Annotated in this window: 26 protein-coding genes; 13 read left to right on the forward strand and 13 right to left on the reverse strand. The window is 59.4% G+C overall.

Going from position 1 to position 23,574, the window contains the following annotated elements; genetic code table 11:
- Positions 1-64: 64 nt before the first annotated feature.
- Both rnt and pyrC read right to left on the reverse strand, forming a co-directional pair.
- On the reverse strand, positions 65-739 hold the full coding sequence (gene rnt, locus ACKJSM_RS00905) for a ribonuclease T (protein ID WP_007953196.1): 675 nt from the start codon (positions 737-739) through the stop codon (positions 65-67).
- Positions 736-1,782, reverse strand: a complete 1,047-nt coding sequence (gene pyrC / locus ACKJSM_RS00910; RefSeq protein ID WP_410236421.1) for a dihydroorotase — start codon at positions 1,780-1,782, stop codon at positions 736-738. The genes rnt and pyrC overlap by 4 nt, the downstream gene beginning before the upstream one ends.
- A gap of 160 nt (positions 1,783-1,942) precedes the next feature.
- On the opposite strand from pyrC, the gene ACKJSM_RS00915 reads away from it, so the two are divergent.
- Both ACKJSM_RS00915 and ACKJSM_RS00920 read left to right on the forward strand, forming a co-directional pair.
- A complete protein-coding gene (locus ACKJSM_RS00915) occupies positions 1,943-2,851 on the forward strand; it encodes a flagellar protein MotY (protein WP_236181290.1) in 909 nt (302 codons plus the stop codon).
- 129 nt (positions 2,852-2,980) lie between these two features.
- Positions 2,981-4,198 (forward strand): argininosuccinate synthase, encoded by a 1,218-nt coding sequence (locus ACKJSM_RS00920; RefSeq protein ID WP_011335737.1) that lies wholly within the window; start codon positions 2,981-2,983, stop codon positions 4,196-4,198.
- Positions 4,199-4,331: 133 nt separating this feature from the next.
- Here the strand turns inward: ACKJSM_RS00920 and ACKJSM_RS00925 are convergent, their stop codons facing one another.
- Entirely contained in the window at positions 4,332-4,913 is a 582-nt protein-coding gene (locus ACKJSM_RS00925; RefSeq protein ID WP_236181291.1) for a hypothetical protein, read from the reverse strand.
- 402 nt (positions 4,914-5,315) lie between these two features.
- Here ACKJSM_RS00925 and ACKJSM_RS00930 point away from each other — a divergent pair, with 402 nt between their 5' ends.
- Positions 5,316-5,942 (forward strand): response regulator transcription factor, encoded by a 627-nt coding sequence (locus ACKJSM_RS00930; RefSeq protein WP_007953203.1) that lies wholly within the window; start codon positions 5,316-5,318, stop codon positions 5,940-5,942.
- 77 nt (positions 5,943-6,019) lie between these two features.
- Here the strand turns inward: ACKJSM_RS00930 and ACKJSM_RS00935 are convergent, their stop codons facing one another.
- From ACKJSM_RS00935 to metG, 8 genes are all read right to left on the reverse strand, one after another.
- A complete protein-coding gene (locus ACKJSM_RS00935) occupies positions 6,020-6,199 on the reverse strand; it encodes a PA3496 family putative envelope integrity protein (RefSeq protein ID WP_236181293.1) in 180 nt (59 codons plus the stop codon).
- 107 nt (positions 6,200-6,306) lie between these two features.
- Positions 6,307-6,945: an endonuclease III gene (nth, locus tag ACKJSM_RS00940; protein WP_410236422.1), complete on the reverse strand. Its 639-nt coding sequence runs from the start codon at positions 6,943-6,945 to the stop codon at positions 6,307-6,309.
- Positions 6,942-7,523: an Rnf-Nqr domain containing protein gene (locus ACKJSM_RS00945; protein WP_410236423.1), complete on the reverse strand. Its 582-nt coding sequence runs from the start codon at positions 7,521-7,523 to the stop codon at positions 6,942-6,944. The genes nth and ACKJSM_RS00945 overlap by 4 nt, the downstream gene beginning before the upstream one ends.
- On the reverse strand, positions 7,520-8,125 hold the full coding sequence (locus ACKJSM_RS00950; RefSeq protein ID WP_410236424.1) for an RnfABCDGE type electron transport complex subunit G: 606 nt from the start codon (positions 8,123-8,125) through the stop codon (positions 7,520-7,522). Before ACKJSM_RS00950 ends, ACKJSM_RS00945 begins: the two co-directional genes overlap by 4 nt.
- Positions 8,122-9,105 (reverse strand): RnfABCDGE type electron transport complex subunit D, encoded by a 984-nt coding sequence (locus ACKJSM_RS00955; protein ID WP_410236425.1) that lies wholly within the window; start codon positions 9,103-9,105, stop codon positions 8,122-8,124. Before ACKJSM_RS00955 ends, ACKJSM_RS00950 begins: the two co-directional genes overlap by 4 nt.
- Positions 9,092-10,306, reverse strand: coding sequence for an electron transport complex subunit RsxB (gene rsxB, locus ACKJSM_RS00960; protein WP_410236426.1), 1,215 nt, complete (start codon positions 10,304-10,306; stop codon positions 9,092-9,094). The genes ACKJSM_RS00955 and rsxB overlap by 14 nt, the downstream gene beginning before the upstream one ends.
- A complete protein-coding gene (locus ACKJSM_RS00965; protein ID WP_410236427.1) occupies positions 10,303-10,872 on the reverse strand; it encodes an electron transport complex protein RnfA in 570 nt (189 codons plus the stop codon). Before ACKJSM_RS00965 ends, rsxB begins: the two co-directional genes overlap by 4 nt.
- Positions 10,873-11,002: 130 nt before the next feature.
- Entirely contained in the window at positions 11,003-13,054 is a 2,052-nt protein-coding gene (gene metG, locus ACKJSM_RS00970; protein ID WP_085709538.1) for a methionine--tRNA ligase, read from the reverse strand.
- A 155-nt stretch (positions 13,055-13,209) separates the two neighbouring features.
- On the opposite strand from metG, the gene apbC reads away from it, so the two are divergent.
- A complete protein-coding gene (gene apbC / locus ACKJSM_RS00975) occupies positions 13,210-14,304 on the forward strand; it encodes an iron-sulfur cluster carrier protein ApbC (RefSeq protein ID WP_236181301.1) in 1,095 nt (364 codons plus the stop codon).
- A gap of 68 nt (positions 14,305-14,372) precedes the next feature.
- Here the strand turns inward: apbC and ACKJSM_RS00980 are convergent, their stop codons facing one another.
- Entirely contained in the window at positions 14,373-15,131 is a 759-nt protein-coding gene (locus ACKJSM_RS00980) for an SDR family oxidoreductase (RefSeq protein WP_085654774.1), read from the reverse strand.
- A 160-nt stretch (positions 15,132-15,291) separates the two neighbouring features.
- Here ACKJSM_RS00980 and ACKJSM_RS00985 point away from each other — a divergent pair, with 160 nt between their 5' ends.
- The 4 genes from ACKJSM_RS00985 to groL all read left to right on the forward strand — a co-directional run bounded on the left by ACKJSM_RS00985 (position 15,292) and on the right by groL (position 18,809).
- Positions 15,292-16,023, forward strand: coding sequence for a HugZ family protein (locus ACKJSM_RS00985; protein WP_236181303.1), 732 nt, complete (start codon positions 15,292-15,294; stop codon positions 16,021-16,023).
- A gap of 65 nt (positions 16,024-16,088) precedes the next feature.
- Positions 16,089-16,565 (forward strand): FxsA family protein, encoded by a 477-nt coding sequence (locus tag ACKJSM_RS00990; protein WP_064599125.1) that lies wholly within the window; start codon positions 16,089-16,091, stop codon positions 16,563-16,565.
- 257 nt (positions 16,566-16,822) lie between these two features.
- Positions 16,823-17,116, forward strand: a complete 294-nt coding sequence (locus ACKJSM_RS00995) for a co-chaperone GroES (RefSeq protein WP_236181304.1) — start codon at positions 16,823-16,825, stop codon at positions 17,114-17,116.
- Positions 17,117-17,165: 49 nt separating this feature from the next.
- Entirely contained in the window at positions 17,166-18,809 is a 1,644-nt protein-coding gene (groL, locus tag ACKJSM_RS01000; protein WP_236181305.1) for a chaperonin GroEL, read from the forward strand.
- 76 nt (positions 18,810-18,885) lie between these two features.
- On the opposite strand, the gene ACKJSM_RS01005 is transcribed toward groL, so the two are convergent.
- Positions 18,886-19,629 carry a phosphatase PAP2 family protein gene (locus ACKJSM_RS01005; RefSeq protein ID WP_236181306.1) on the reverse strand — a complete coding sequence of 248 codons (744 nt, stop codon included), beginning with the start codon at positions 19,627-19,629 and terminating at the stop codon, positions 18,886-18,888.
- Between the two features lie 218 nt (positions 19,630-19,847).
- Between ACKJSM_RS01005 and colR the strand changes: the two genes are divergently transcribed.
- The 5 genes from colR (at position 19,848) to ACKJSM_RS01030 (ending at position 23,573) form a co-directional block, all read left to right on the forward strand.
- Entirely contained in the window at positions 19,848-20,531 is a 684-nt protein-coding gene (colR, locus tag ACKJSM_RS01010; RefSeq protein WP_007953224.1) for a two-component system response regulator ColR, read from the forward strand.
- A complete protein-coding gene (locus tag ACKJSM_RS01015) occupies positions 20,521-21,795 on the forward strand; it encodes a sensor histidine kinase (protein WP_410236428.1) in 1,275 nt (424 codons plus the stop codon). Before colR ends, ACKJSM_RS01015 begins: the two co-directional genes overlap by 11 nt.
- A 161-nt stretch (positions 21,796-21,956) precedes the next feature.
- Positions 21,957-22,625: a class I SAM-dependent methyltransferase gene (locus tag ACKJSM_RS01020; protein WP_410236429.1), complete on the forward strand. Its 669-nt coding sequence runs from the start codon at positions 21,957-21,959 to the stop codon at positions 22,623-22,625.
- A gap of 4 nt (positions 22,626-22,629) precedes the next feature.
- Positions 22,630-23,343, forward strand: coding sequence for a lipopolysaccharide kinase InaA family protein (locus ACKJSM_RS01025; protein ID WP_236181308.1), 714 nt, complete (start codon positions 22,630-22,632; stop codon positions 23,341-23,343).
- 2 nt (positions 23,344-23,345) lie between these two features.
- Positions 23,346-23,573, forward strand: a complete 228-nt coding sequence (locus ACKJSM_RS01030) for a hypothetical protein (protein WP_410236430.1) — start codon at positions 23,346-23,348, stop codon at positions 23,571-23,573.
- The last annotated feature ends 1 nt before the right edge of the window (position 23,574 follow it).

Here is a 23,574-nt window from a genome sequence, read left to right on the forward strand (position 1 = left end):
CGAGGTACAAAAAAACCGGCCTACGTGGCCGGTTTTTTCATGCTCAGAGGAAATCCGACGAGGATCAGTCGTCGAAGTCTTCCCAGCCACCCATCTGTTTCCAGCGGTTGACGATACCGCAGAACAGTTCGGCCGTCTTCTCGGTGTCGTAACGTGCCGAATGCGCTTCACGACCATCGAAGTCGATGTCGGCGGCCTGACAGGCCTTGGCCAATACGGTTTGACCGTAAGCCAGACCGGCGAGGGTCGCGGTGTCGAAGCTGGAGAACGGATGGAACGGATTGCGCTTCATGTCCAGCCGCGCGACGGCGGCGTTGAGGAAGCCCAGGTCGAAGCTGCTGTTGTGGCCGACCAGGATCGCCCGCTTGCAGCCGTTGGCCTTCAAGGCCTTGCGCACGCCACGGAAGATGTCGGTCAGCGCCGTTTCTTCGCTGACGGCCATGCGCAACGGGTGGTCGAGCTTGATCCCGGTGAACTCCAGCGCCGCCGCTTCAACGTTGGCGCCTTCGAACGGCTCAACGCGGAAGAAGTAGGTGTGATCCGGGTAGACGAAACCCTTTTCATCCATGGCGATGGTGGTCGCGGCAATCTCCAGCAACGCATCGGTGGCCGAGTTGAAGCCACCGGTTTCTACGTCGACGACAACCGGCAGGTAGCCGCGAAAGCGTGCTGCCATTGGATGGCGCGAACCGCCGCCACCTTGACCGTCCAGTTCGTCGTCGAAATGGTCTTCACTCACGCGTGTTCCTCCAGCAGGCGCCAGCGCAGTTTTTCACCGGCGCGCAGCGGGATAACGGTCAGCTCGCCGAAAGGCAGGCTGGTCGGGGCGGTCCATTCTTCACGAACCAGGGTGATGCGATCGGTGTTTGCCGGCAGGCCGTAAAAACGTGGGCCGTTCAGGCTGGCGAACGCTTCGAGCTTGTCCAGCGCATTGCGCTGTTCGAAGGCTTCGGCATACAGCTCGATGGCGGCGTATGCGGTGTAGCAGCCGGCACAGCCGCAGGCGGCTTCCTTGGCGTGCTGGGCGTGCGGCGCCGAGTCGGTACCGAGGAAGAACTTGGCGCTGCCGCGGGTGGCGGCGTCGAGCAGGGCTTCCTGGTGCGTGTTGCGCTTGAGGATCGGCAGGCAATAGAAGTGCGGCCGGATCCCACCCACCAGCATATGGTTACGGTTGTAGAGCAGGTGATGCGCAGTGATGGTCGCGCCGACGTTGGCCGGAGCCTCGTTGACGAACTGCACGGCATCGCCGGTGGTGATGTGTTCGAACACCACTTTCAGTGTCGGGAAACGCTCGACCACGCGACGCATGTGCTCGTCGATGAAGATTTTTTCGCGGTCAAACACGTCGACGTCGCCACGGGTGACCTCACCGTGGATCAACAGCGGCATGCCGACTTCGGCCATCGCTTCCAGCGCCGGGAAAATCTTGTCGATGCTGGTGACTCCGGAATCGGAGTTGGTGGTGGCGCCGGCCGGGTACAGCTTGGCGGCGTGCACGAAACCGCTGGCCTTGGCCTGACGGATTTCTTCAGGCTGGGTGCGATCGGTGAGGTACAGCACCATCAGCGGCTCGAAACGACTGCCGGCCGGGCGGGCAGCGAGAATCCGCTGGCGATAGCCGTCGGCTTCAGCGGCGTTGCGCACCGGAGGTACCAGGTTGGGCATGATGATGGCGCGACCAAAGGTGCGCGCGACATCCGCAACGGTATTGGTCAACACGGCACCATCGCGAAGATGAATGTGCCAGTCGTCGGGACGCAGCAGGGTCAGGCGGTCGGACATGAGGGGATTCCAGGCGGGTCAAACTGAGGCGAATGCTACCGGAAAAGACTCTTGCAGGCACTCGCTATCAAGTTTTGTGACGAGCGTCCGATATCCCATAGGTATGCCGTAAAGATGTATGTCTCGGTCTTTTTTGTTGTAGAAGCCAATGGAGCCTCCCGTGCGCCAGCGATATTTAGCCTTGCTCAGTGTGTTTGCCAGCCTTCCCGCGATGGCACTGACCTACCAGACCCGTCTGGAGAACATTGAGTGGACGGTCGAGGGCGACAAGTTCGAGTGCCGTCTGACGCAACCGATCACCGATTTCGGCTCGGGGCAGTTCGTGCGCAAGGCCGGCGAGCAGGCGACCTTTCGCCTGAACGCCTACAACGCCATGCTCGGCGGTGGTTCGGCGACCTTGCTGGCGGCGGCTGCGCCGTGGCAGCCGGGACGTGGCGACATCAATCTGGGCACGGTTCGGCTGGGCAGCGGCAACGTGCTCTTCAACAGTTCTCAATCCCAGGCCGGGCAACTGATCAGCGGACTTATGGACGGTCGCAGTCCGGTAGTACGCAGGGCATCGGGCGATGGTCGGGTGTCGGAAGTGCGCCTGTTGCCGGTCAAGTTCAGCAAGGCGTTCAACGACTATCAGACCTGCGTGGCGAAACTGCTCCCGCAGAATTTCGATCAGGTCAAACAGTCGCAGATCGGCTTCCCCGGCGAAGGCACCGAACTGGACGCCGCCGCCAAGGCCAAGCTGCAAGTCATGCTCGAGTACATGAAGGCCGATCCGACGGTCAATCACATCGAACTCGACGGCCACTCCGACAACAGCGGCAATCGCCTGACCAATCGCGAACTGTCGCGCCGTCGTGCGCTGGCCGTGGTCGATTTCTTCAAGGCCAACGGCATCCAGGAGTCGCAGATCACCGTGCGTTTCCATGGTGAGCGCTACCCATTGGTGCCAAACACCAACGCCGCCAATCGGGCCAAGAACCGCCGGGTCAACGTGCACCTTGCGCGAGTGGCGCCGACCACCGCTCCGGCACCTCAGGCCAGCACCCCGGCCAACGCAGCGGCGACTTCCTGACTCAGCGGTCATCGTCGCCCTCTCGACAGATTCTGTCGCTTTGTCGTCTTAAGCTGTCGCGCCTCTGTAAATTATCGCGTTTGAGCGGTAGACTCCTCGGCTTTCCGTAGAACCCCGTGGAGTGATGGCATGGCGGACGTAAACAAGGTCGTTCTGGCGTATTCCGGCGGCCTGGACACTTCGGTGATCCTCAAGTGGCTGCAGGATACTTATAACTGTGAAGTCGTGACCTTCACCGCTGACCTGGGTCAGGGCGAAGAAGTCGAGCCGGCTCGCGCCAAGGCGCAGGCTATGGGCGTCAAAGAAATCTACATCGACGACCTGCGCGAGGAATTCGTGCGTGACTTCGTGTTCCCGATGTTCCGCGCCAACACCGTTTACGAAGGCGAGTACCTGCTGGGTACTTCCATCGCGCGTCCGCTGATCGCCAAGCGTCTGATCGAAATCGCCAACGAAACCGGCGCCGACGCCATTTCTCACGGCGCGACCGGCAAGGGCAACGACCAGGTACGTTTCGAACTGGGTGCCTACGCACTCAAGCCAGGCGTGAAAGTGATCGCCCCTTGGCGCGAGTGGGACCTGCTGTCCCGCGAGAAGCTGATGGATTACGCCGAGAAGCACGCGATCCCGATCGAGCGTCACGGCAAGAAGAAATCCCCGTACTCGATGGACGCCAACCTGCTGCACATCTCCTATGAAGGCGGTGTGCTGGAAGACACCTGGACCGAGCACGAAGAAGACATGTGGCGCTGGACCGTCTCTCCGGAGAAGGCTCCCGACACCCCGCAATACCTGGAGCTGACCTACCGCAACGGCGACATCGTTGCGCTGGACGGCGTCGAAATGACTCCGGCCACCGTGCTGGCGACGCTGAACAGGATTGGTGGCGAGCATGGCATCGGCCGTCTGGACATCGTCGAGAACCGTTATGTCGGCATGAAATCCCGTGGCTGCTACGAAACCCCGGGCGGCACCATCATGCTGCGCGCTCACCGCGCCATCGAATCGATCACCCTGGACCGCGAAGTCGCTCACCTCAAAGACGAGCTGATGCCGAAATACGCCAGTCTGATCTACACCGGCTACTGGTGGAGCCCTGAGCGTCTGATGCTGCAACAGATGATCGACGCTTCCCAGGTCAACGTGAACGGCGTCGTACGCCTGAAACTGTACAAGGGCAACGTGATCGTGACCGGCCGCAAGTCTGACGATTCGCTGTTCGACGCCAACATCGCGACCTTCGAAGAAGACGGCGGCGCCTACAACCAGGCCGATGCGGCGGGCTTCATCAAGCTCAACGCACTGCGCATGCGCATTGCTGCCAACAAGGGCCGCAAGCTGTTCTGAGTCATTCGGTTCGGATGTGAAACAAAGGCCTTGTCGCAAGACAGGGCCTTTGTGCTTTTGGGTGCTCCTTTCTTCAAACTGATCGGGATCAGCATGTTCGCTGCTCTTGCTTTGCCAGCCGTCTGCGGCGTTTTCAAACCTTTTCCACCTGAATCATGCTCATTGAATCCACGTCGTAAGAGATGCAGTAGGTAGTTCCGGCGGCTTTCTTCCTTTGTTTAAACGATTTGAAGACGTTTTCTGTTAATGAAGCGTCCGGTATCGAGTGGGTCAGGAACAGGAATATTCTGAGTGAGTGTTTGGAAGGGGGCGGGATTTTTTCCAATAGTTCGCCTGTGTCAAATTCGGCACTTCCTCCTCTGATATCAACGATATATAGCGTCGTGAGCGATTTTTGCAGTTTTACTGTGTGCAACTCAATATTGGGTTGTGTGACCGTCTCCTGCAGATGAGGTGCACTTTCCTCAAATGCCTTTAAAAAACTCTTGTCGTTTTCAAAGTCTGAAGGTGCATAAAGGGATCGGTAGTTGAAGTTAAGAGTTATGAAGAACAGGAACGCCAGGAAAAAAGGAAAACTGATCAGAAGCCAAATGTAGATCTTCCGGTCTTCGTTATCGAGAAAGGGCAGGGACACCGCTGCTGAGGTCTCGGTTATCAATGCAAATACGGCAATGATGCTTATAGGGTTGGTGATCTTTCTGTTGTTTTTTAACATGTGCTTTGCTCATGAATTTGCTGTTCTCGTCATGGGGTTTTCTAGTGATTTGTATAGCTGGATGTCAGGTTGATGGTCTAGCGTTAGTTAGCTGGTGTTTATCGGAATTAAGGGTGAATTAATACAGGTATGTTGTTTCAGGTTTTTATTATTTTGGTGAGTTTGCTTTTTCTTGTTGATGCCTTGTTCAGGTGCTGTCGCATTGTAATCGGTTGAGTGGCGGGCTTTACGCTCTCACCAGGCAGTAATTTTTCTGGTGATCCTTTTCTGTAGGAATAATCTTTATTGGCTGTAGGAGGTGTCTCTTGATGCCGGTGTGAATGAACTTCTCCATGCCATGAGTGAAATGACTGCGTTATTGTGCCGGTTCTAAAAATTCGAACAGCGAAACTGGACTTGCCCATGAATAAAGTGCTGATCGTGGATGATCACCCCGTCATTCGTCTTGCGGTACGTATGCTGATGGAACGTCATGGCTACGAAGTCATTGCAGAAACCGACAATGGAGTGGATGCGTTACAACTTGCTCGTGATCAGATGCCGGATATCGTGATACTGGATATCGGCATACCGAAACTGGATGGACTGGAAGTCATTGCACGCCTTACGACAAGTGCGATGCCGTTGAAAGTACTTGTGCTGACATCTCAGTCACCCGGGCACTTTTCCATGCGCTGCATGCAATCGGGGGCGGCGGGTTATGTTTGCAAACAGCAGGATCTGACTGAGTTGTTGAGCGCCATCAAGGCGGTTCTGTCCGGATACAGCTACTTTCCGAATCAGGCGTTGCATACCGTGCGTACCAGTCTGGGAAATGCCAGCGAAGCTGATATGGTCGATCGCCTGTCGGGGCGGGAAATGATGGTTTTGCAACAACTGGCGCGGGGCAAGACCAACAAGGAAATTGCCGACGGGATGTTCCTCAGTAACAAGACCGTGAGTACCTACAAGACCCGACTGCTTTTGAAACTCAATGCGCGCTCGCTGGTGGATCTGATCGAACTGGCGCAGCGCAACGGCCTGGTCTGAAGGGTCAGGTCATGGGCGGATCGGAGTCAGCGTGTGGCAGAAAGAGAAAAGCCTCCGTTGCGGGAGGCTTTCAAATGTCAGAGATCAAAATCGTAATCGGCCAATTGCTTCTGCAGTCGGCGCTCCTCAAGCAGGTTGTCGATGGTTCGGCGTTTGCTCAAGTTGGTCTTGGCGACTTCAACCAAAGGTTCGGCATCATCGGCCTCCGTGGCGATAAAGTCGTCATCCGCTTCCAATTGCTCTTTGCTGGTGCTCATAAGGTTAACTCCAGGCTAAGACTGCCTTTGGCGCTTCTTATATCGATATTCCAGCAGATGGTAAAAAAGATTTTTTCAATCGATAAATCAATAAAACCAATAGCCACTCAATCGTCAGAAGTTTTGTACTTGTAGTCGCACAAGTCTTCAATCCGACAGCTGCCGCAGCGGGGCTTGCGTGCCAGGCACACATAGCGTCCGTGAAGAATGAGCCAGTGGTGCGAGTCGAGCAGGTATTCTTTTGGCACAAACTTCATCAGCTTCTTTTCCACCTCGACCACGTTTTTACCAGGAGCGATACCGGTGCGGTTGCTGACCCGGAAGATGTGGGTGTCCACCGCCATGGTCAACTGGCGGAACGCGGTGTTGAGCACGACGTTGGCCGTCTTGCGGCCTACGCCGGGCAAGGCTTCCAGCTCTTCGCGGGTCTGCGGGACTTCGCCATTGTGCAGCTCGACCAGCAGGCGGCAGGTCTCGATCACGTTTTTGGCCTTGCTGTTATAGAGGCCGATGGTCTTGATGTATTCGGACAGCCCTTCAACGCCTAACGCGTGAATGGCCGCCGGTGTGTTTGCCACCGGGAACAGCTTGGCCGTCGCCTTGTTCACCCCGACATCCGTCGATTGCGCGGACAGAATCACTGCGATCAACAGTTCGAAAGGCGAGGAATAGGCCAGTTCGGTCTTGGGTTCGGGATTGTCCTCGTGAAACCGACGGAAGATCTCCAGACGTTTTGCGGCATTCATGGGTGATGCGTTTCCTCGGGTAGGTCGGCAGGGCGAGCCCAGGCCTGACGGGCGGCCAGTAACAGTCCCAGCAATATGAAGGCGCCGGGAGCCAGCGTCGCAAAATGCAGGCCATCGCCGAACAGAATCAAACCTTGCCAGTGTTCTGACAAATGATGGCCGATGCTGCCCTGACCGATCAGCTCACGCAACACCGCCAGCACGGTCATCAGCGCGGCAAACAGGCCGCACAGTTTCAGCCGTGCGCGGACAGGCTGGCGAAAGAACCCATTGTGCTCCAGCACGACGCATTGCAAGCCAGTCAGCCCAACATAAAGACTGATCAGTTGATGCCATTGCAGCGCACCGCGTTGCAGAAAAATATCGGCGCAGCCGGCCAGGGTCGCGGCCAGCACCAGACTGACCGGCAACAGGCTCTCGCTGCTCAGGCGCGAACGCAGCGGTGCCATGCACAAACCGTAAATGCCCACGACAACGGCGAACATCAACAGAGTCGCCAGCGCAGCTGCCACGGAGTCGGTGGCACCGATCAACAGGACCAGCATCATTGCGTTCGACAGTGTCGCTGACGTCTTCATGGTGCGCTCCCGAGCAGGCTCATGCGGTGTTCATCGAAGTAACGCAGGGCATCGTGGATGGCGTTGATGGCCGCACGAGAGGTAATGGTTGCGCCCGCGATCTGGTCGAATTGTCCCTGATCCTTCTTCAAGGCCCATCCGGCTTCCGTCGGCTGGCTACTCGATTGTCCGCTAAAGCGCTGAAGCCAGCGATTTGGCCAGTCGCCGATATGTCCACCCAGCGAAGGCGTTTCGTTTTGCTCGAGGGTTTTGACGCCGAGCAAACGACCGTCGGCATCGATGGCGATCAGCAACTCGATATTGCCGGCGTAGCCTTGGGTCTGGCTGCGCAACAGCACGGCCACAGGTTGGCCGCTTTTCGTCGCCCGGTAACCGCCCAGCAACAGACTGTGGCTCAGGTGGATGTCGGTCAGCGCCAGAGGTTGTTCAAGCGGCAGATTGTCGTAAGCATCGACCGGCAGCACGTCCAGCCATTTACGACTCTCAAGCAGACGCTGTTCGGCGGCGATGTGCGGCGCGTTGCTGCGTTGCACCAGCCACGTCACACCGATGCCCAGCGCGGTCATCAACGCCAGTATGACCAGGCCGTTCGTGCGGTTCATGGTGCCACCTGCGCCTGACGGGCCACGGCGAAGCGTTCCAGCGCCGGCACGCACAGGTTCATCAACAGCACCGCAAACGCCAAGCCATCGGGGTAGCCACCCCAGGTGCGAATCACATACGTCAACAACCCCACGCCGACGCCGAACAGCAGACGGGCGAGCGGGCTTTTCGCTCCCGACACCGGTTCAGTGATGATGAAAAACGCCCCCAGCATGGTCGCGCCGCTCAGCAGGTGAAACAACGGCGAGCCGTGGGAGTCAGAGCCCGAACCGTTCCAGCACAACAGGCTGATCACGAACAGGCTGGCGAGCATGCCGATCGGCGCATGCCAGCCAAATACCTTGCGTTGCAACAGGAACAAGCCGCCGGCGAGAAACGCCAGATTCACCCATTCAACGCCGTACCCGCCAAAGCGGCCGAAGGCCGGATCGCCGGCAAACAGTTCGTCCATGGTCAGGCTTTTATTGATGCGCAGACTGTCCAGAACAGTGGCCTGAACCCAGGCATCCGGCGCGGTGCCCGGCTTGAACACCTGGCCAAATGCCGCCGCCAGATCCATGCCATGGGCCGGCCAGTGGGTCATCGGTTGCGGGAACATCACCATGACCAGGGCAAAGCCGAGCATGGCCGGATTGAACGGGTTCTGGCCCACGCCACCGTACAGATGTTTGCCCAGCAGCAGACCCGAGGCGATCGCCGTGACCGTCAGCCACCACGGGCAATAAGGCGGCAGGGCGATAGCCAGCAGCGTGGCGCTGACCACCGCGCTGCCATCGGTCAAGGTCGATTGCAGCGACTGGCGGCGCAGATATGTCACAGCGGCTTCGACGCCCAGTGCCGTGACGACGGACAGGATCAGGTTGATCAACACGCCCCAGCCGTAAAACCAGAACAACGCCAGCCATCCTGGCAATGTCGCCAGCAACACCAGCTTCATTGCCTGTTGCAGGCGTTCGTCTCTGGTTTCAATGGATGACATGGGCTTGTACCTGCCGCTCTGCTTCTTGCAGGCGGGCGCGAGCCTTTTCGAGGATGTCGGCGGGCGTGCCGTCGCGCCGTTGCAGTTTGTTCAGATCGGCGCGAGCGTAGGCCAGTTCGGTTTTCAAGTGGCGAAGCTGGTCGTCGATCGGGCGTTTTTCGACGCGCACAAGCTCCGGCGCCGGTTGATCGCTGGCATCTTCGGCGCTGTGCAGCGCCTGTTCGGCATCACGCAGGGCTTGCTCCAGCGCGGCGATTTCGGCTGGCGGGGCCTCTGCGGTTTGTGCCTTTTTCAGTTCGGCGCGGCGCATCGCCAACTGGATTTTCGCCTTTTTCAGATCGGCGTCCTTTGCCGGTGCGGCCACGACCGGTGCAGGTGAAGCGCTGCTTTCCAGCTTCGCCAGTGCCTGTTCGGCAGCTTCGAATTGCTGCTGCAGGACGATCAGTTGCGATTGCTGATCGAAGGTCGGCGGATGACCGAAGGCCTTGAGCGACTTGTTCAATTGCGCCCGGCTCATGGCCACGTCGATCTTGGCTTTTTTGAGTGCGGCATCGGCGGTCGCGGCTTTTTGTGCGCGGACCCGTTCCAGCGCCGCCTGCACCGGATCAAGCGTGGTGGCGGCGACTTCGACCTGCGCCGCGCGTTGCGCCCGAGCTTCGCGTTCGGCCTGCTTCTGCTGTTCTTCGCGTTGCAGGCGAGCATTGCGCCGTTCGAAACGTTGCCGTGCGTGATCGCGTTTGGCCGCGCGGGCCTGCTGTTCTTCAAGGCTGGCCGCCAGACCACCGACCACCGGCAGCGTGCCCGGCGGCAGCGGGTGCATCTCGATGCAATCGACCGGGCAGGGCGCCACACACAGGTCGCATCCGGTGCATTCGTCGATGAGGACGGTGTGCATCAGCTTCGCCGCGCCGACGATGGCGTCGATCGGGCAGGCCTGGATGCATTTGGTGCAGCCGATGCATTCGGCCTCGCGGATGTAGGCCACTTGCGGCGGCGCCGCGCCACGGCTGACGTCCAGCTCAAGCACCGGGATTTTCAGCAGCTCCGCCAGCGCCGCGATGGTTTCGTCGCCACCCGGCGGACACTTGTTGATCAGCTCGCCGTTGGCGATGCCTTCAGCGTAGGGTTTGCATCCGGGATGGCCGCACTTGCCGCATTGGGTCTGCGGTAGCAGGGCATCGATGCGTTGAATCAGACTCATGTTTTGATCAATCCACTGAATCCGAGAAAAGCCACGGCCATCAGTCCGGCGCCGATCAACAGGATCGGCAGGCCACGAAAGGGCAGGGGAATATCGTTGTCGGCCGTGCGCTCGCGCAAATCGTTGAACAGGCTCAACACCAGCCAGAAACCCAGACCGGCGCCAAGGCTCAGCGCTGTCGCATGCAACAGGCCCTTATCCGCTTGCGCGTTGATCAGCGTCAGCCCCAGCACCCCGGCATTGCCCAGCAGCAGCGGCCACAAACCATCGAATGGCAGCGCGGGTCGCCAATGCGCCAACAGCTTCAGCAACGGCGCGATCAGCAGGACGCTCAACGGCAGAAACACAAACAGCCGCAGGAATTCCAGTTGCAACGGCACCAGCAGCCAATGCCAGACCGCATAACCCGCTACACCCACAATCAGCATCAGGCACAACGTTGCCAGCCCCAGCGCATGCACCTGACGGCGCTTGCCGGCCAACAGCGGATCGACGCCCAGCGGCCAGTGCAACACGAAGTTGTTGATCAGCGCAGCACTGAAGAGCGTAAACACGAATTCGGTCATGGTTCTGCCGGCAGAAACGGGCGTGTGTCCTTAAGGTTAGGCATTATCCGGCAGCCGTGGAGGGCGGGCCGGATATGAAAAATCCCACAGACGCACGGAGCACGCCTGTGGGATCTGTCAGGGCAGAACCTTACTTGATGCGCTGACCCGGCTTGGCGCCGCTGTCCGGGCTCAGCAGGTAGATTTCTTCACCGCCAGGGCCGGCCGCCATCACCATGCCTTCGGAGATGCCGAACTTCATTTTCCGTGGCTTGAGGTTGGCGATCATCATGGTCAGGCGACCGTCGAGCTTCGACGGATCCGGGTAAGCGCTTTTGATCCCGGAGAACACGTTGCGTTGCTCGTCACCGATGTCGAGGGTCAGGCGCAGCAGCTTGTCCGCGCCTTCCACGTGTTCGGCCTTGACGATCAGCGCGACGCGCAAGTCGACGGCGGCGAACGTGTCGAAGTCGATTTCCGGCGACAGCGGATCCTTGGCCAGTTCGCCATTGCCGGCAGGTGCGGCGGCACCGGTGTCAGTCTGGCTGGCGGTCAGGTCTTCTTTCGAGGCGTCGGTCATGGCTTGCACTTTTACCGGGTCGATGCGGGTCATCAACGGTTTGAATTCGTTCAACTGGTGGTTGGCCAGCAGGGTGGTGTGGTCGTTCCAGGTCAGCGGGGCGACGTTGAGGAACGCCTCGGCATCGGCGGCCAGCACTGGCAGCACCGGTTTGAGGAAGATCACCAGTTGGCGGAACAGATTGATCGCCGTGGCACAGACCGCCTGGACTTCATCCTGCTTGCCTTCCTGCTTGTTCAGCGACCACGGCGCCTTGTCGGCGATCCAGGCGTTGGCGCGGTCGGCCAGGGCCATGGTTTCACGCATGGCACGGGCGAAGTCGCGGGCTTCATAGGCGTCGGCGATGCTCGGCGCGGCGGCCAGGAACGCTTCGGTCAGTTCCGGCGCGGCGTTGTTGTCCACCAACAGGCCGGCGTTGCCCTTCTGGATGAAACCGGCGCAACGGCTGGCGATGTTGACGACTTTGCCGACCAGATCGGAGTTGACCTTCTGCACGAAGTCTTCGAGGTTCAGGTCGAGGTCGTCCACGCCACGGCCCAGTTTGGCCGCGTAGTAATAGCGCAGGTATTCCGGCGACAGGTGATCCAGGTAGGTACGGGCCTTGATGAAAGTGCCGCGGGACTTGGACATCTTCTGGCCGTTGACGGTCAGGTAGCCGTGCACGTTGATCCCGGTCGGCTTGCGGAAACCCGCGCCTTCGAGCATCGCCGGCCAGAACAGGGCGTGGAAGTTGACGATGTCCTTGCCGATGAAGTGGTACAGCTCGGCGGTGGAGTCCTTGCCCCAGAACGCGTCGAAGTCCAGCTCCGGCGTGCGGTTGCACAGGTTCTTGAAGCTGGCCATGTAGCCGATCGGCGCGTCCAGCCACACGTAGAAGTATTTGCCAGGTTCGCCCGGGATCTCGAAGCCGAAGTACGGCGCATCGCGGGAGATGTCCCACTGTTGCAGGCCGGCGTCCAGCCATTCGGCGATCTTGTTGGCCACGGCGTCCTGCAGGGTGCCGCTGCGGGTCCAGGCCTGGAGCATTTCCTGAAAGTCCGGCAGCTTGAAGAAGAAGTGCTGGGAATCCTTGAGCACCGGAGTGGCACCGGAGATCGCCGATTTCGGATCCTTCAGGTCGGTCGGTGCGTAGGTCGCACCGCATTTTTCGCAGTTGTCGCCGTACTGGTCTTCGGTGCCGCATTTCGGGCAGGTGCCCTTGATGAAGCGGTCGGCCAGGAACATTTTCTTTTCCGGGTCGAAATACTGGGTGATCGAACGTTGGGCGATGTGCCCGGCGTCACGCAGCTTCAGGTAGATCTGGCTCGACAGCTCACGGTTTTCTTCGGCGTGAGTGGAGTGGAAGTTGTCGAAGTCCACCAGGAACTCGGCAAAGTCGGCGCTGTGTTCGGCCTGGACGTTGGCGATCAGTTGTTCCGGAGTGATGCCTTCCTTTTCCGCGCGCAGCATGATTGCCGAACCGTGGGCGTCGTCGGCGCAGACATAAATGCACTGATTGCCGCGATGCTTCTGGAAGCGCACCCACATATCGGTCTGGATGTATTCCAGCATATGGCCAAGGTGGATCGAACCGTTGGCGTAGGGCAGGGCGCTGGTGACGAGAATCTTGCGTGGTTCGGACATGTGGGGCTTCGCTACTTGATGAAACGGAGGTCGGCCACTATAAAGCGCCGGGAAAGATATTTCACCTCTGCAAATCGTTGCCGGACATGCCGTCCGGGGGACAGAAGGGGTAGGATACCTGCCATCTTTTCCCAGTCTTGTTATCGGAGTTGCCCATGAGTGCCGTCACTCGCGCAGCGGTGGAAGCCGTCCTCAGCCAATACACCGACCCTTACCTGAATCAGGATCCGGTCAGCGCCGGTTGCGTGCGCAACATCGAAATCGCTGGCGATCGCGTCAGCGTGCAGCTGGAAATCGGCTATGCCGCCGGTCTGTTCAAGAGCGGCTGGGCGCAGTTGCTGCAACTGGCCATCGAAAACCTCGACGGCGTGGTGACTGCGAAGGTCGAAGTCAACAGCGTGATCGCTGCGCACAAGGCCCAGGCACAGGTTCCGGGGCTGGCCAACGTCAAGAACGTGGTCGCCGTGGCATCGGGCAAGGGCGGTGTGGGCAAATCCACCACCGCCGCCAACCTGGCGCTGGCGCTGGCCCGTGAGGGCGCGAAGGTCGGGATTCTCGACGCCGATATCTACGGCCCGAGCCAGGGCATCATGTTCGGCATTCCCGAGGGCACCCGTCCGCAGGTCAAGGATCAGAAATGGTTCGTACCCCTGCAGGCCCACGGCGTGGAAGTGATGTCGATGGCCTTCCTGACCGACGACAACACGCCGATGGTCTGGCGCGGGCCGATGGTCTCCGGCGCGCTGCTGCAACTGGTCACGCAAACCGCCTGGGGTGATCTGGATTATCTGGTCATCGATATGCCGCCAGGCACCGGCGACATCCAGCTGACCCTGGCGCAGAAAGTCCCGGTGGCCGGTGCGGTGATCGTCACCACACCGCAGGATCTGGCGCTGCTGGACGCGCGTAAAGGCGTGGAGATGTTCCGCAAGGTCAACATTCCGGTGCTGGGCGTGGTGGAAAACATGGCCGTGCACATCTGCTCGAACTGTGGTCATGCCGAGCATCTGTTCGGCGAGGGCGGTGGCGAGAAGCTGGCGACCCAGTTCGGCGTCGAGCTGCTGGCCTCGTTGCCATTGTCGATGCTGATTCGCGAACAGGCCGATGGCGGTAAGCCGACGGTGATTTCCGAGCCGGACAGCCAGATCGCCATGGTCTATCAGGAACTGGCCCGCCACGTCGGCGCGCGGATCGTGTTGCAGGAAGCGGCCTCGCCGGCGATGCCGAACATCACCATCAGCGACGATTGATACCTGTCGTTTAAACAAAAACGCCCCGGTGCCAGTGCACCGGGGCGTTTTTCATTCCGCGACAGAGGTCAGATGCGCAGCCCGCCGTCCATCTCCAGAATCCGACCGGTGTAGTAGTCGTTCTCGAAGATGTACGCCGCCGAGTGGGCAATCTCTTCCGGCTTGCCCATGCGCTTGAGCGGAATGCCGGAGGTCATTTTCTCCAGCGCTTCTGGCTTCATGCCCAGGGTCATCTCGGTTTCGATGAAGCCCGGCGCAATGCCCGCCACGCGAATGCCGTAGCGCGCCAGTTCCTTGGCCCAGGTCACGGTCGCCGCAGCGACGCCGGCCTTGGCGGCGGAGTAGTTGGTCTGGCCGACGTTGCCCGCGCGGGAGATCGACGAGATGTTGATGATCGCGCCGCTGTTCTTCAGCTCGACCATTTTTGCCGCCACTTCACGGGTGCAGAGGAACACGCCGGTCAGGTTGACGTCGATCACCGCCTGCCACTGGGCCAGGCTCATCCTGGTCATCTCGCCGTCCTTGACCTTGAGCAGCAGGCCGTCGCGCAGGATCCCGGCGTTGTTGATCAGGCCATGGATCGCGCCGAAGTCTTCGGCGACCTGGGCGACCATGTGCGTCACCTGCTCTTCGTTGGCGACGTTGCACAGATAGCTGCGCGCCTCGACACCCTTGGCCTTGCAGGCCGCGACCGCGTCGTCGAGTTTTTCCTGGTTCAGGTCGACCAGCGCCAGCTTAGCGCCCTTGCCCGCGAAATACTCGGCCATCGAGCGGCCCAAGCCTTGGCAACCGCCAGTGATAATGATTACTTTGTCGTTGAGTTGCATTCGCATGTCCCCGAGAGCAGGTCAGAGTGGTCCTTACAGGTAGCCTCTCGATCTGCACCGGCCAGCAGCCTGTTGCACATGAGAACTGCCCGATGGCGAGTGGGACAAAACCCATGCGCCTGTCCGTTTTGTCGACGGATTCTATTTAAGGAGTCATAAATTGAGCGTTGAAGCGGCTAAGAATGCCCGAGAATTGCTTCTCAAGGAATACCGTGGCGTGCTGTCGACCCACTCCAAATCGATGCCCGGTTTTCCATTCGGCTCTGTGGTTCCCTACTGCCTGGACGACCAGGGCCGGCCGCTGATCCTGATCAGCCGCATCGCCCAGCACACCCACAACCTGCAGAAAGACCCAAAATGCTCGCTGCTGGTGGGCGAGCGTGAGGCTGACGATGTGCAAGCCGTTGGTCGCCTGACCTATCTGGCCGAGGCGGAAAAGCTCGAAGACGCTGCGTCCATCGAAGCCGCCGCCGAGCGTTACTACCGCTATTTCCCCGATTCGCAGAATTACCACAAGGCCCACGATTTCGACTTCTGGGTGCTCAAACCGGTGCGTCATCGCTACATCGGCGGTTTCGGCGCGATCCACTGGGTCGATCACCTGACCCTGGCCAACCCGTTCGCCGGCAAGGCGGAAATCAGCATGGTCGAGCACATGAACAGCGACCATGCCAAGGCCATCGCTCATTACGTCGACCTCGCAGGACTGCCGAAAACCGTACCGGCGCAGCTGGCCGGGATCGATACCGAAGGCATGCACCTGCGCATCGGCCAGGCGCTGTACTGGCTGCCGTTTCAAGCACCTTGTCATACGCCGATACAAGTGCGCGAGGCCTTGGTTTCTCTGGCTCGCGCCGAGGTCTGGCCAAAAAATGCGCTGGCCGACGCTTGAATTCACGAAAGGGCGACGTCATCTAAGGCTTACTGCAAGGCATTTCTTGCGTTGAGGAAACTTTGATGCGCCCTTTTTTGTTGCTCTTTCTGCTGTTCCCGGTGTTGGAGCTGTTCGTATTCGTCAAAGTGGCAGGGGCTATCGGGTTCTTCCCGGCCCTGCTGCTGATCATTCTCGGCTCGATGTTCGGCGTGTTCGTGCTGCGCGTCGCCGGGCTGGCCACCGCACTGCGTGCCCGTGAAAGCCTGAACCGCGGCGAACTGCCAGCGCAAACCATGCTTGAAGGGCTGATGCTGGCCCTGGCCGGTGGCCTGTTGATCCTGCCGGGTTTCATCAGCGATGTGGTCGGTCTGGTGCTGCTGCTGCCGTTCAGTCGTCGGCTGGTCGCCAACAAGATGCGCCAGCGCGCCGAAGAACAGGCCATGCGCCAGCGAGCGTTCGCCGATGATCTGCAACCTCGCGGCGGTCCTGCACCGCGCCAGCCTCTGGGCCGCGAAGGCGATGTGATCGAAGGCGAGTTCGAGCATCGCGACAGCAAGTAGCTTTCGCATCGACACGGCACCTTCGGGTGCCGTGTTCGTTTAGGGGACGAATTCATGCCGCCGCATGAAAAATTTTTGTCCCCAGCCCTTGTAATAAGCTTATGCGCCCTTATGTATCGGTCACCGCAAGGTTCCGACATATGAGTCGGACAGACTTCCGCGGTTCGCTCGGCGAGCCGCAACCGGCGCAGGCCGGATTCGTTAAACCCGCCGGGACTACACCGGCCGATGAAAACCACAATTAGGAGAGATCGACAATGAAGCTTCGTCCTCTGCATGACCGCGTCGTTATCCGTCGCAGCGAAGAAGAAAAGAAAACCGCTGGCGGTATCGTCCTGCCAGGTTCGGCTGCTGAAAAAGCCAACCACGGTGTGATTCTCGCTGTAGGCCCGGGCAAAGTTCTGGACAACGGCGAAGTGCGCCCACTGTCCGTGAAGGAAGGCGACAAGGTTGTGTTCGGTCCTTACTCCGGCAGCAACACTGTGAAAGTCGACGGCGAAGACCTGCTGGTAATGAGCGAGAACGAAATCCTCGCTGTTATCGAAGGCTGATTACCCGCTCATTTTCCCGCTACTACAAAGTATTTAAGGAATATCGATCATGGCTGCTAAAGAAGTTAAATTCGGCGATTCCGCCCGCAAAAAAATGCTGGTTGGCGTAAACGTCCTGGCTGACGCGGTAAAAGCGACCCTGGGCCCGAAAGGCCGTAACGTGATCCTGGCAAAAAGCTTCGGCGCTCCGACCATCACCAAGGACGGCGTTTCCGTTGCCAAGGAAATCGAACTGAAAGACTCCTTTGAAAACATGGGCGCTCAGTTGGTCAAAGACGTTGCTTCGCGCGCCAACGATGACGCGGGCGACGGCACCACCACCGCTACTGTACTGGCCCAGGCCATCGTCAACGAAGGCCTGAAAGCCGTCGCTGCCGGCATGAACCCGATGGACCTGAAGCGCGGCATCGACAAGGCGACCATCGCCATCGTCAAAGAGCTGAAAGCTCAGTCCAAGCCATGTGCAGACACCAAGGCAATCGCCCAGGTCGGCACCATCTCCGCCAACTCCGACAGCTCCATCGGTGACATCATTGCCGAAGCCATGGAAAAAGTCGGTAAAGAAGGCGTGATCACCGTTGAAGAAGGCTCGGGCCTGGAAAACGAACTGTCGGTTGTAGAAGGCATGCAGTTCGACCGCGGCTACCTGTCCCCGTACTTCGTCAACAAGCCGGACACCATGGTTGCCGAGCTTGACGGCCCGCTGATCCTGCTGGTCGACAAGAAGATCTCGAACATCCGCGAAATGCTGCCAGTGCTGGAAGCCGTGGCCAAAGCCGGCCGTCCACTGCTGATCGTGGCCGAAGACGTTGAAGGCGAAGCCCTGGCGACCCTGGTCGTGAACAACATGCGCGGCATCGTTAAAGTCGCAGCCGTCAAGGCTCCAGGCTTCGGCGACCGTCGCAAGGCCATGCTGCAGGACATCGCCGTTCTGACCGGCGGTACCGTGATCTCCGAAGAGATCGGCCTGAGCCTGGAAAGCACCACCCTGGAACACCTGGGCAACGCCAAGCGCGTGACCCTGTCCAAGGAAAACACCGTTATTGTTGACGGTGCTGGCAGCGAAGGCGACATTCAGGCTCGCGTTACACAGATCCGCGCTCAAGTCGAAGAAACCTCTTCGGACTACGATCGTGAAAAACTGCAAGAGCGTCTGGCCAAGCTGTCCGGCGGCGTTGCGGTGATCAAGGTTGGCGCCGGTTCCGAAGTTGAAATGAAAGAGAAGAAAGCCCGCGTTGAAGACGCCCTGCACGCAACCCGCGCAGCCGTTGAAGAAGGCGTGGTACCTGGCGGTGGTGTTGCGCTGGTTCGCTCGCTGCAAGCCATTGCTGATCTGAAAGGCGACAACGAAGACCAGAACGTTGGTATTCAGTTGCTGCGTCGCGCTGTTGAAGCGCCTCTGCGCCAGATCGTTGCCAACTCCGGTGACGAGCCAAGCGTGGTTGTCGACAAGGTCAAGCAGGGTTCGGGTAACTTCGGTTACAACGCTGCTACCGGCGAATACGGCGACATGATTGAAATGGGTATTCTGGACCCGGCTAAAGTGACTCGTTCGGCTCTGCAAGCGGCTTCGTCGATTGCCAGCCTGATGATTACCACTGAAGCGATGGTTGCTGACATTGCCGAAGACAAGCCAGCCATGGGCGGTATGCCAGACATGGGCGGCATGGGTGGCATGGGCGGCATGATGTAAGCCAGCCTTACCCCCTGTAACGAAAAACCCCGTCTGCGAGAGCAGACGGGGTTTTTTATTGCCCGCGTTGCAGGGGTCAGGCGTTGGCCGGTTGTACCAGCGTCGTGGCCTGGGTTCTGGCTGCCGGGCGATACAGAACCCAGTAATACGACCCCAGACAGATCAGCCAGCAGAAGATCGCCGTCCACACGTTGTGGGAGAAGAAGTGCGCGCCCTGCATCATCCGGCTGATCGAAAACACCGAACCCAGCGCGAAGGCAAAGATGAACGCCTGACGGGCCAGCCGAGGGCGACGGTCACGCAGCACGAAGAACAGCGCAAACAAGGTGAACCCGGTAGCCGCATGACCACCCGGCCAGCAACGACCGGGTTTGTCGGTCGGCGGGCGATGCTCCAGCAGCTTGCTGTAGGTTTCGTGGCCGCCGAACTGCTCGAGACTCCAGGGGCATTGCACCGCTGTCACGGCTTTCACCGGCGTGACAAATGAGGTAGCCAGACCCAGCGACAACACCAGGCAGCCCAGCTCGCGTTTGAACGGTTTGAGCCGCTCGATGAAAAACGCGCCGATGAACCCGAGGATGGAAAACACCGAAAAGGCGATCACCACTTGTTTGGCGCGGTCATGGAGAATGTCTTCGAGAAAATAACTGTGGCGGCCGATGAAGTCGCCCGCGACCGGGTCGTAAAACAGCCGGGCCAGATCCATGTCCAGGTCGGTCAATTCCAGCAACACCAGAATGACTGCCGCAGCGGCGGGAATGCCCAGGCAAAGCCATACATTCAAAGGCCTTGAAGCAGGGCGGGCAGAGATTGAAACCATGGCAATTCCTTCATCGGTAAGGTCTTCAAAGAAGCACAACCGCGTGAGTCTGCGCCCGGTTCTGTCGGCGATTTGTCGGCCGCTCGTGAAAAACTCGTCAAGTCCGGCGATCCGTGCAATTAAGTCAAATCAACCTGCCCCGCGCCTAGCCGTGAGCCACACTTGGCCGTAAGCTGCGCGGGCCAAGACGGCCGCTACCGTGTACGGAGGAGGTGCCCATGCGAATTCTATTGGTCGAAGACAACCGCGATATCCTGGCCAATCTGGCCGATTACCTGGGGCTCAAAGGCTATACCGTCGACTGCGCCCAGGACGGTCTGTCGGGCCTGCATCTGGCGGCCACCGAGCATTACGACCTGATCGTGCTCGACATCATGCTGCCGGGCATCGACGGCTACACCCTGTGCAAGCGCCTGCGCGAAGACGCCCGTCGCGATACGCCGGTGATCATGCTCACCGCCCGGGATCAGCTCGATGACCGTTTGCAGGGCTTCAAGTCCGGAGCCGACGATTATCTGGTCAAGCCGTTCGCGCTGTCGGAGCTGGCGGCCCGGGTCGAAGCGGTGATGCGCCGCACTCAGGGCGGCGGTCGTCGGGCCCTGCAGGTCGGTGATCTGAGCTACGACCTCGATACCCTCGAAGTGACCCGCGAAGGCAAATTACTCAAGCTCAACCCGGTCGGCCTCAAATTGCTGGCGGTGCTGATGCAAAAGAGCCCGCATGTCCTGCGTCGGGAAATTCTCGAGGAGGCGCTGTGGGGCGATGACTGCCCGGACAGCGACAGCCTGCGCAGCCACGTCCACCAATTGCGTCAGGTAATCGACAAACCGTTCGCCAAACCGCTGCTGCACACCGTGCACGGCGTGGGCTATCGCCTGGCCGAGGGCCGCGATGGAGTTTAAGCAAAGCCTTGCCCAGCGGATTATCATCGCTTTTGCGCTGATGAGCGCGCTGGTGGCCGGGGCGTTTGCCATGGGCATCGTCGCGACCGTGCACCTGGTCGAGGAAAAACTGATTTCCGCCGGGCTGGGCGGTGACCTGCAACGCCTGCTGCTGATGGATAACGTCTCGGACTGGAGCCATCGGCCGGAACCGGATCAGTTGTTTTATTTCAGCGGCGGGCCGGGCGATTTCGAGCTGCCCAAGGATTTGCGACACCTGGATTCGGGTTTCCATGAAGTCTTTCGCGAGCAGCTGTCGTATCACGCGATGGTCGAGATCGTCGATGGTCGTCGTTATGTGCTGCTGCAGGATCAAAGCGATTTCGAGGAGCGTGAGCGAGTGCTGTTCGCCGTGGTGCTGGTGGGCTTCGTGCTCAGTCTGGCGCTGGCGGTGTTCCTTGGCTGGGTGCTGGCGCGCAAGGTGATGGCCCCGGTGGTGCGGCTGGCCCGGCAGGTGCGTCATCGCGACCAGTTACTCGGGCTGGCGCCTCCGCTGGCACCGGACTACGCGGCAGACGAGGTGGGCGAGCTGGCGGTGGCGTTCGACGCGACCCTTGGGCGCTTGCGTCAGGCACTGACGCGGGAGCGTTTGTTTACCAGCGATGTCAGTCACGAATTGCGGACCCCGTTGATGGTGCTGGCCAGCTCCTGTGAGCTGCTGTTGGAGAATCCGGGGATCGATCAGCGAGGGCGAGCCCAGGTCCAGCGCATTGCGCGGGCCAGCGAAGAAATGCGTGAACTGGTGCAGACCTTCCTGATGCTGGCCCGGGCCCAGCGTGAAGACGCAGGCGCAGCGCCCCAGCAAAACCTCTCGCAAGTGGCCGACAGCTTGCTGTGTCTTTGGCGCGAGCCGATCGAATCCAAGGGGCTGCAACTGATATTCGAACCAGGCAATCCGCCCGACACCCGCTACAACGCAACGCTGCTCAATGCCGTCATGGGTAACTTGCTGCGTAACGCCTTGCACTACACCGAACAGGGGTTCATCCGGCTGACGCTGAACGACAACGGATTCGTGGTCGAGGATTCGGGGGTGGGCATTCCCGAGGAAAAACGTGAAGCCATGTTCCAGCCTTTCGTGCGCGGCAATGAAAAGCGCGGCGAGGGCCTTGGTTTGGGGCTCTCACTGGTTCAACGCATTTGCGAGAACCAGGGCTGGAGCGTCACATTGAGCACGATGGAACCCAATGGCTGCCGTTTCGAGGTGGATCTGGGTAAACGCTAACCGGCTTTTTTACAACGCAATGCTGCCGACAATCTGTCTAAACCCTGTATAACCTTGAAATAGTTTGCCGATTTACATGACGTTTTTTTCACAAAGGGATGACCTGATGCTGACACGCCGCTGCTTAAGGTGATGTCATCAGTAATTCAGGAGTCCTGGTGATGGCCGGCCCGATCAAGCTCGATTTTTCCGAAAAGTACGACGACAACCATGCGCAGAAATATTTGCGCAAGCATCAGGACGGTTTGGGACGCCGGTTGTCCAACTGGCGGGATCAGCAGTTGGCCCGCAAGGCGTTGACCCTCGTTGGTGAGCCGGGACTGGTGCTGGATCTGCCCTGCGGTGCAGGGCGCTTCTGGCCATTGCTGGCGGAAAAGCCCAACCGGGTGATCATCGGGGCGGACAACTCCGAATCGATGATCAAGACCGCAATGCAGGCGCAACCGGCGGATGTGGTGAAACGGGTACAACCCTTGCACACCTCTGCGTTCGACATTGCCTTGCCTGATAACGCCGTCGACAGCATTTTCTGCATGCGACTGCTGCATCACATCGGTGAAGCCGAGCACCGCCGGGCGATTTTGCGCGAGTTCGAGCGCGTGACCCGGGACAGCGTGATTATTTCGCTGTGGGTGGATGGCAATTTCAAGGCCTGGAAACGCAAGCGCGCCGAGCGCAAACGTGGGCAGGAAGGTTACCAGAACCGCTTTGTGTTACCGGCCGCAACGGTTGAAAAGGAACTCGAAGAAGCAGGATTCCGGATCCAGGAACAACTGGACTTTATTCCGCTCTATGCCATGTGGCGAGTCTACGTATTACGCAAGAGGTAAGAGGATGGCAGTGCAATTTGCAGCAGAAGCGGAAGTCGCTCCCGAGGATCGCTTCGACTACTACTGGAACCAGCGCGGTGAGTGGGTGGAAGAACCCAACGTGCGTCGTGGTGGTGAAAGTGGTGTACAGCGGGTGGTGGGGCGCGATGGTCAACTGCTGTATGCCAAACGCCAGACAGGACATATTTATCGCAGTTGGCTGCACCCGTTCGGGCGACCCACCGTGCTGCGCGAACTGGATGCGCTGACCGGTGTATCCAGACTTGGCGTCCGGGTGCCGGAAATCGTCTTTTGCGGTGCTCAGCCTGATCCTCGGCACAAGTGGCGGGCGCTGCTGGTGACCAAGTCGCTGGACGGTTTTCAGGAACTTGAACAGTGGGAAGCGGGAGGTGGTCGTGCGCGTCACGGTGAAGCGGTGTATGAGCGTGTGCTCAAGGACCTCGCCGAAAACCTGGCCCGCATGCACAAGGGCCGTTGGCAGCACAGCTGCATCTACATCAAGCACGTCTTTGTCAGCGTGACCGGTGAAGGCGAATCGGCCAAGGTCGAAGTCGCCCTGATCGATCTGGAAAAATGCCGTCAACGTCTGACCGCTTATCGCGCGGCTGCCCATGACATGAAGCAATTGCGCCGCCACTCGTCGTTCAGCGCTACCGACTGGAAAAAACTCGTCTACTTTTACGAGACGGCGTTTGGCAGCGCTATCAAAGGTTTATAGCGATGAAACTAGAAATTGCACGAGGTTTGTTTCTGGTAGGAGCCTTGGCAGTTGCATCATTGGCGGTGGCGGCCTGGGAACAGCCACGCATGCAGGTGATAGGCGCCTCGGCGAGCGATCCGCATTGCCCGATACCACGGGTGGCGAAAGCCGCCGTGGCCACACAACCCGATCATGATCTGTTGCTGTTCATGTTCGGACTTTCTCAAGGGATGAGGCCGCAGAGTTGAA

This window comes from Pseudomonas sp. PHC1 (assembly GCF_046487845.1).
In the GTDB taxonomy this organism is placed as follows: domain Bacteria; phylum Pseudomonadota; class Gammaproteobacteria; order Pseudomonadales; family Pseudomonadaceae; genus Aquipseudomonas; species Aquipseudomonas sputi.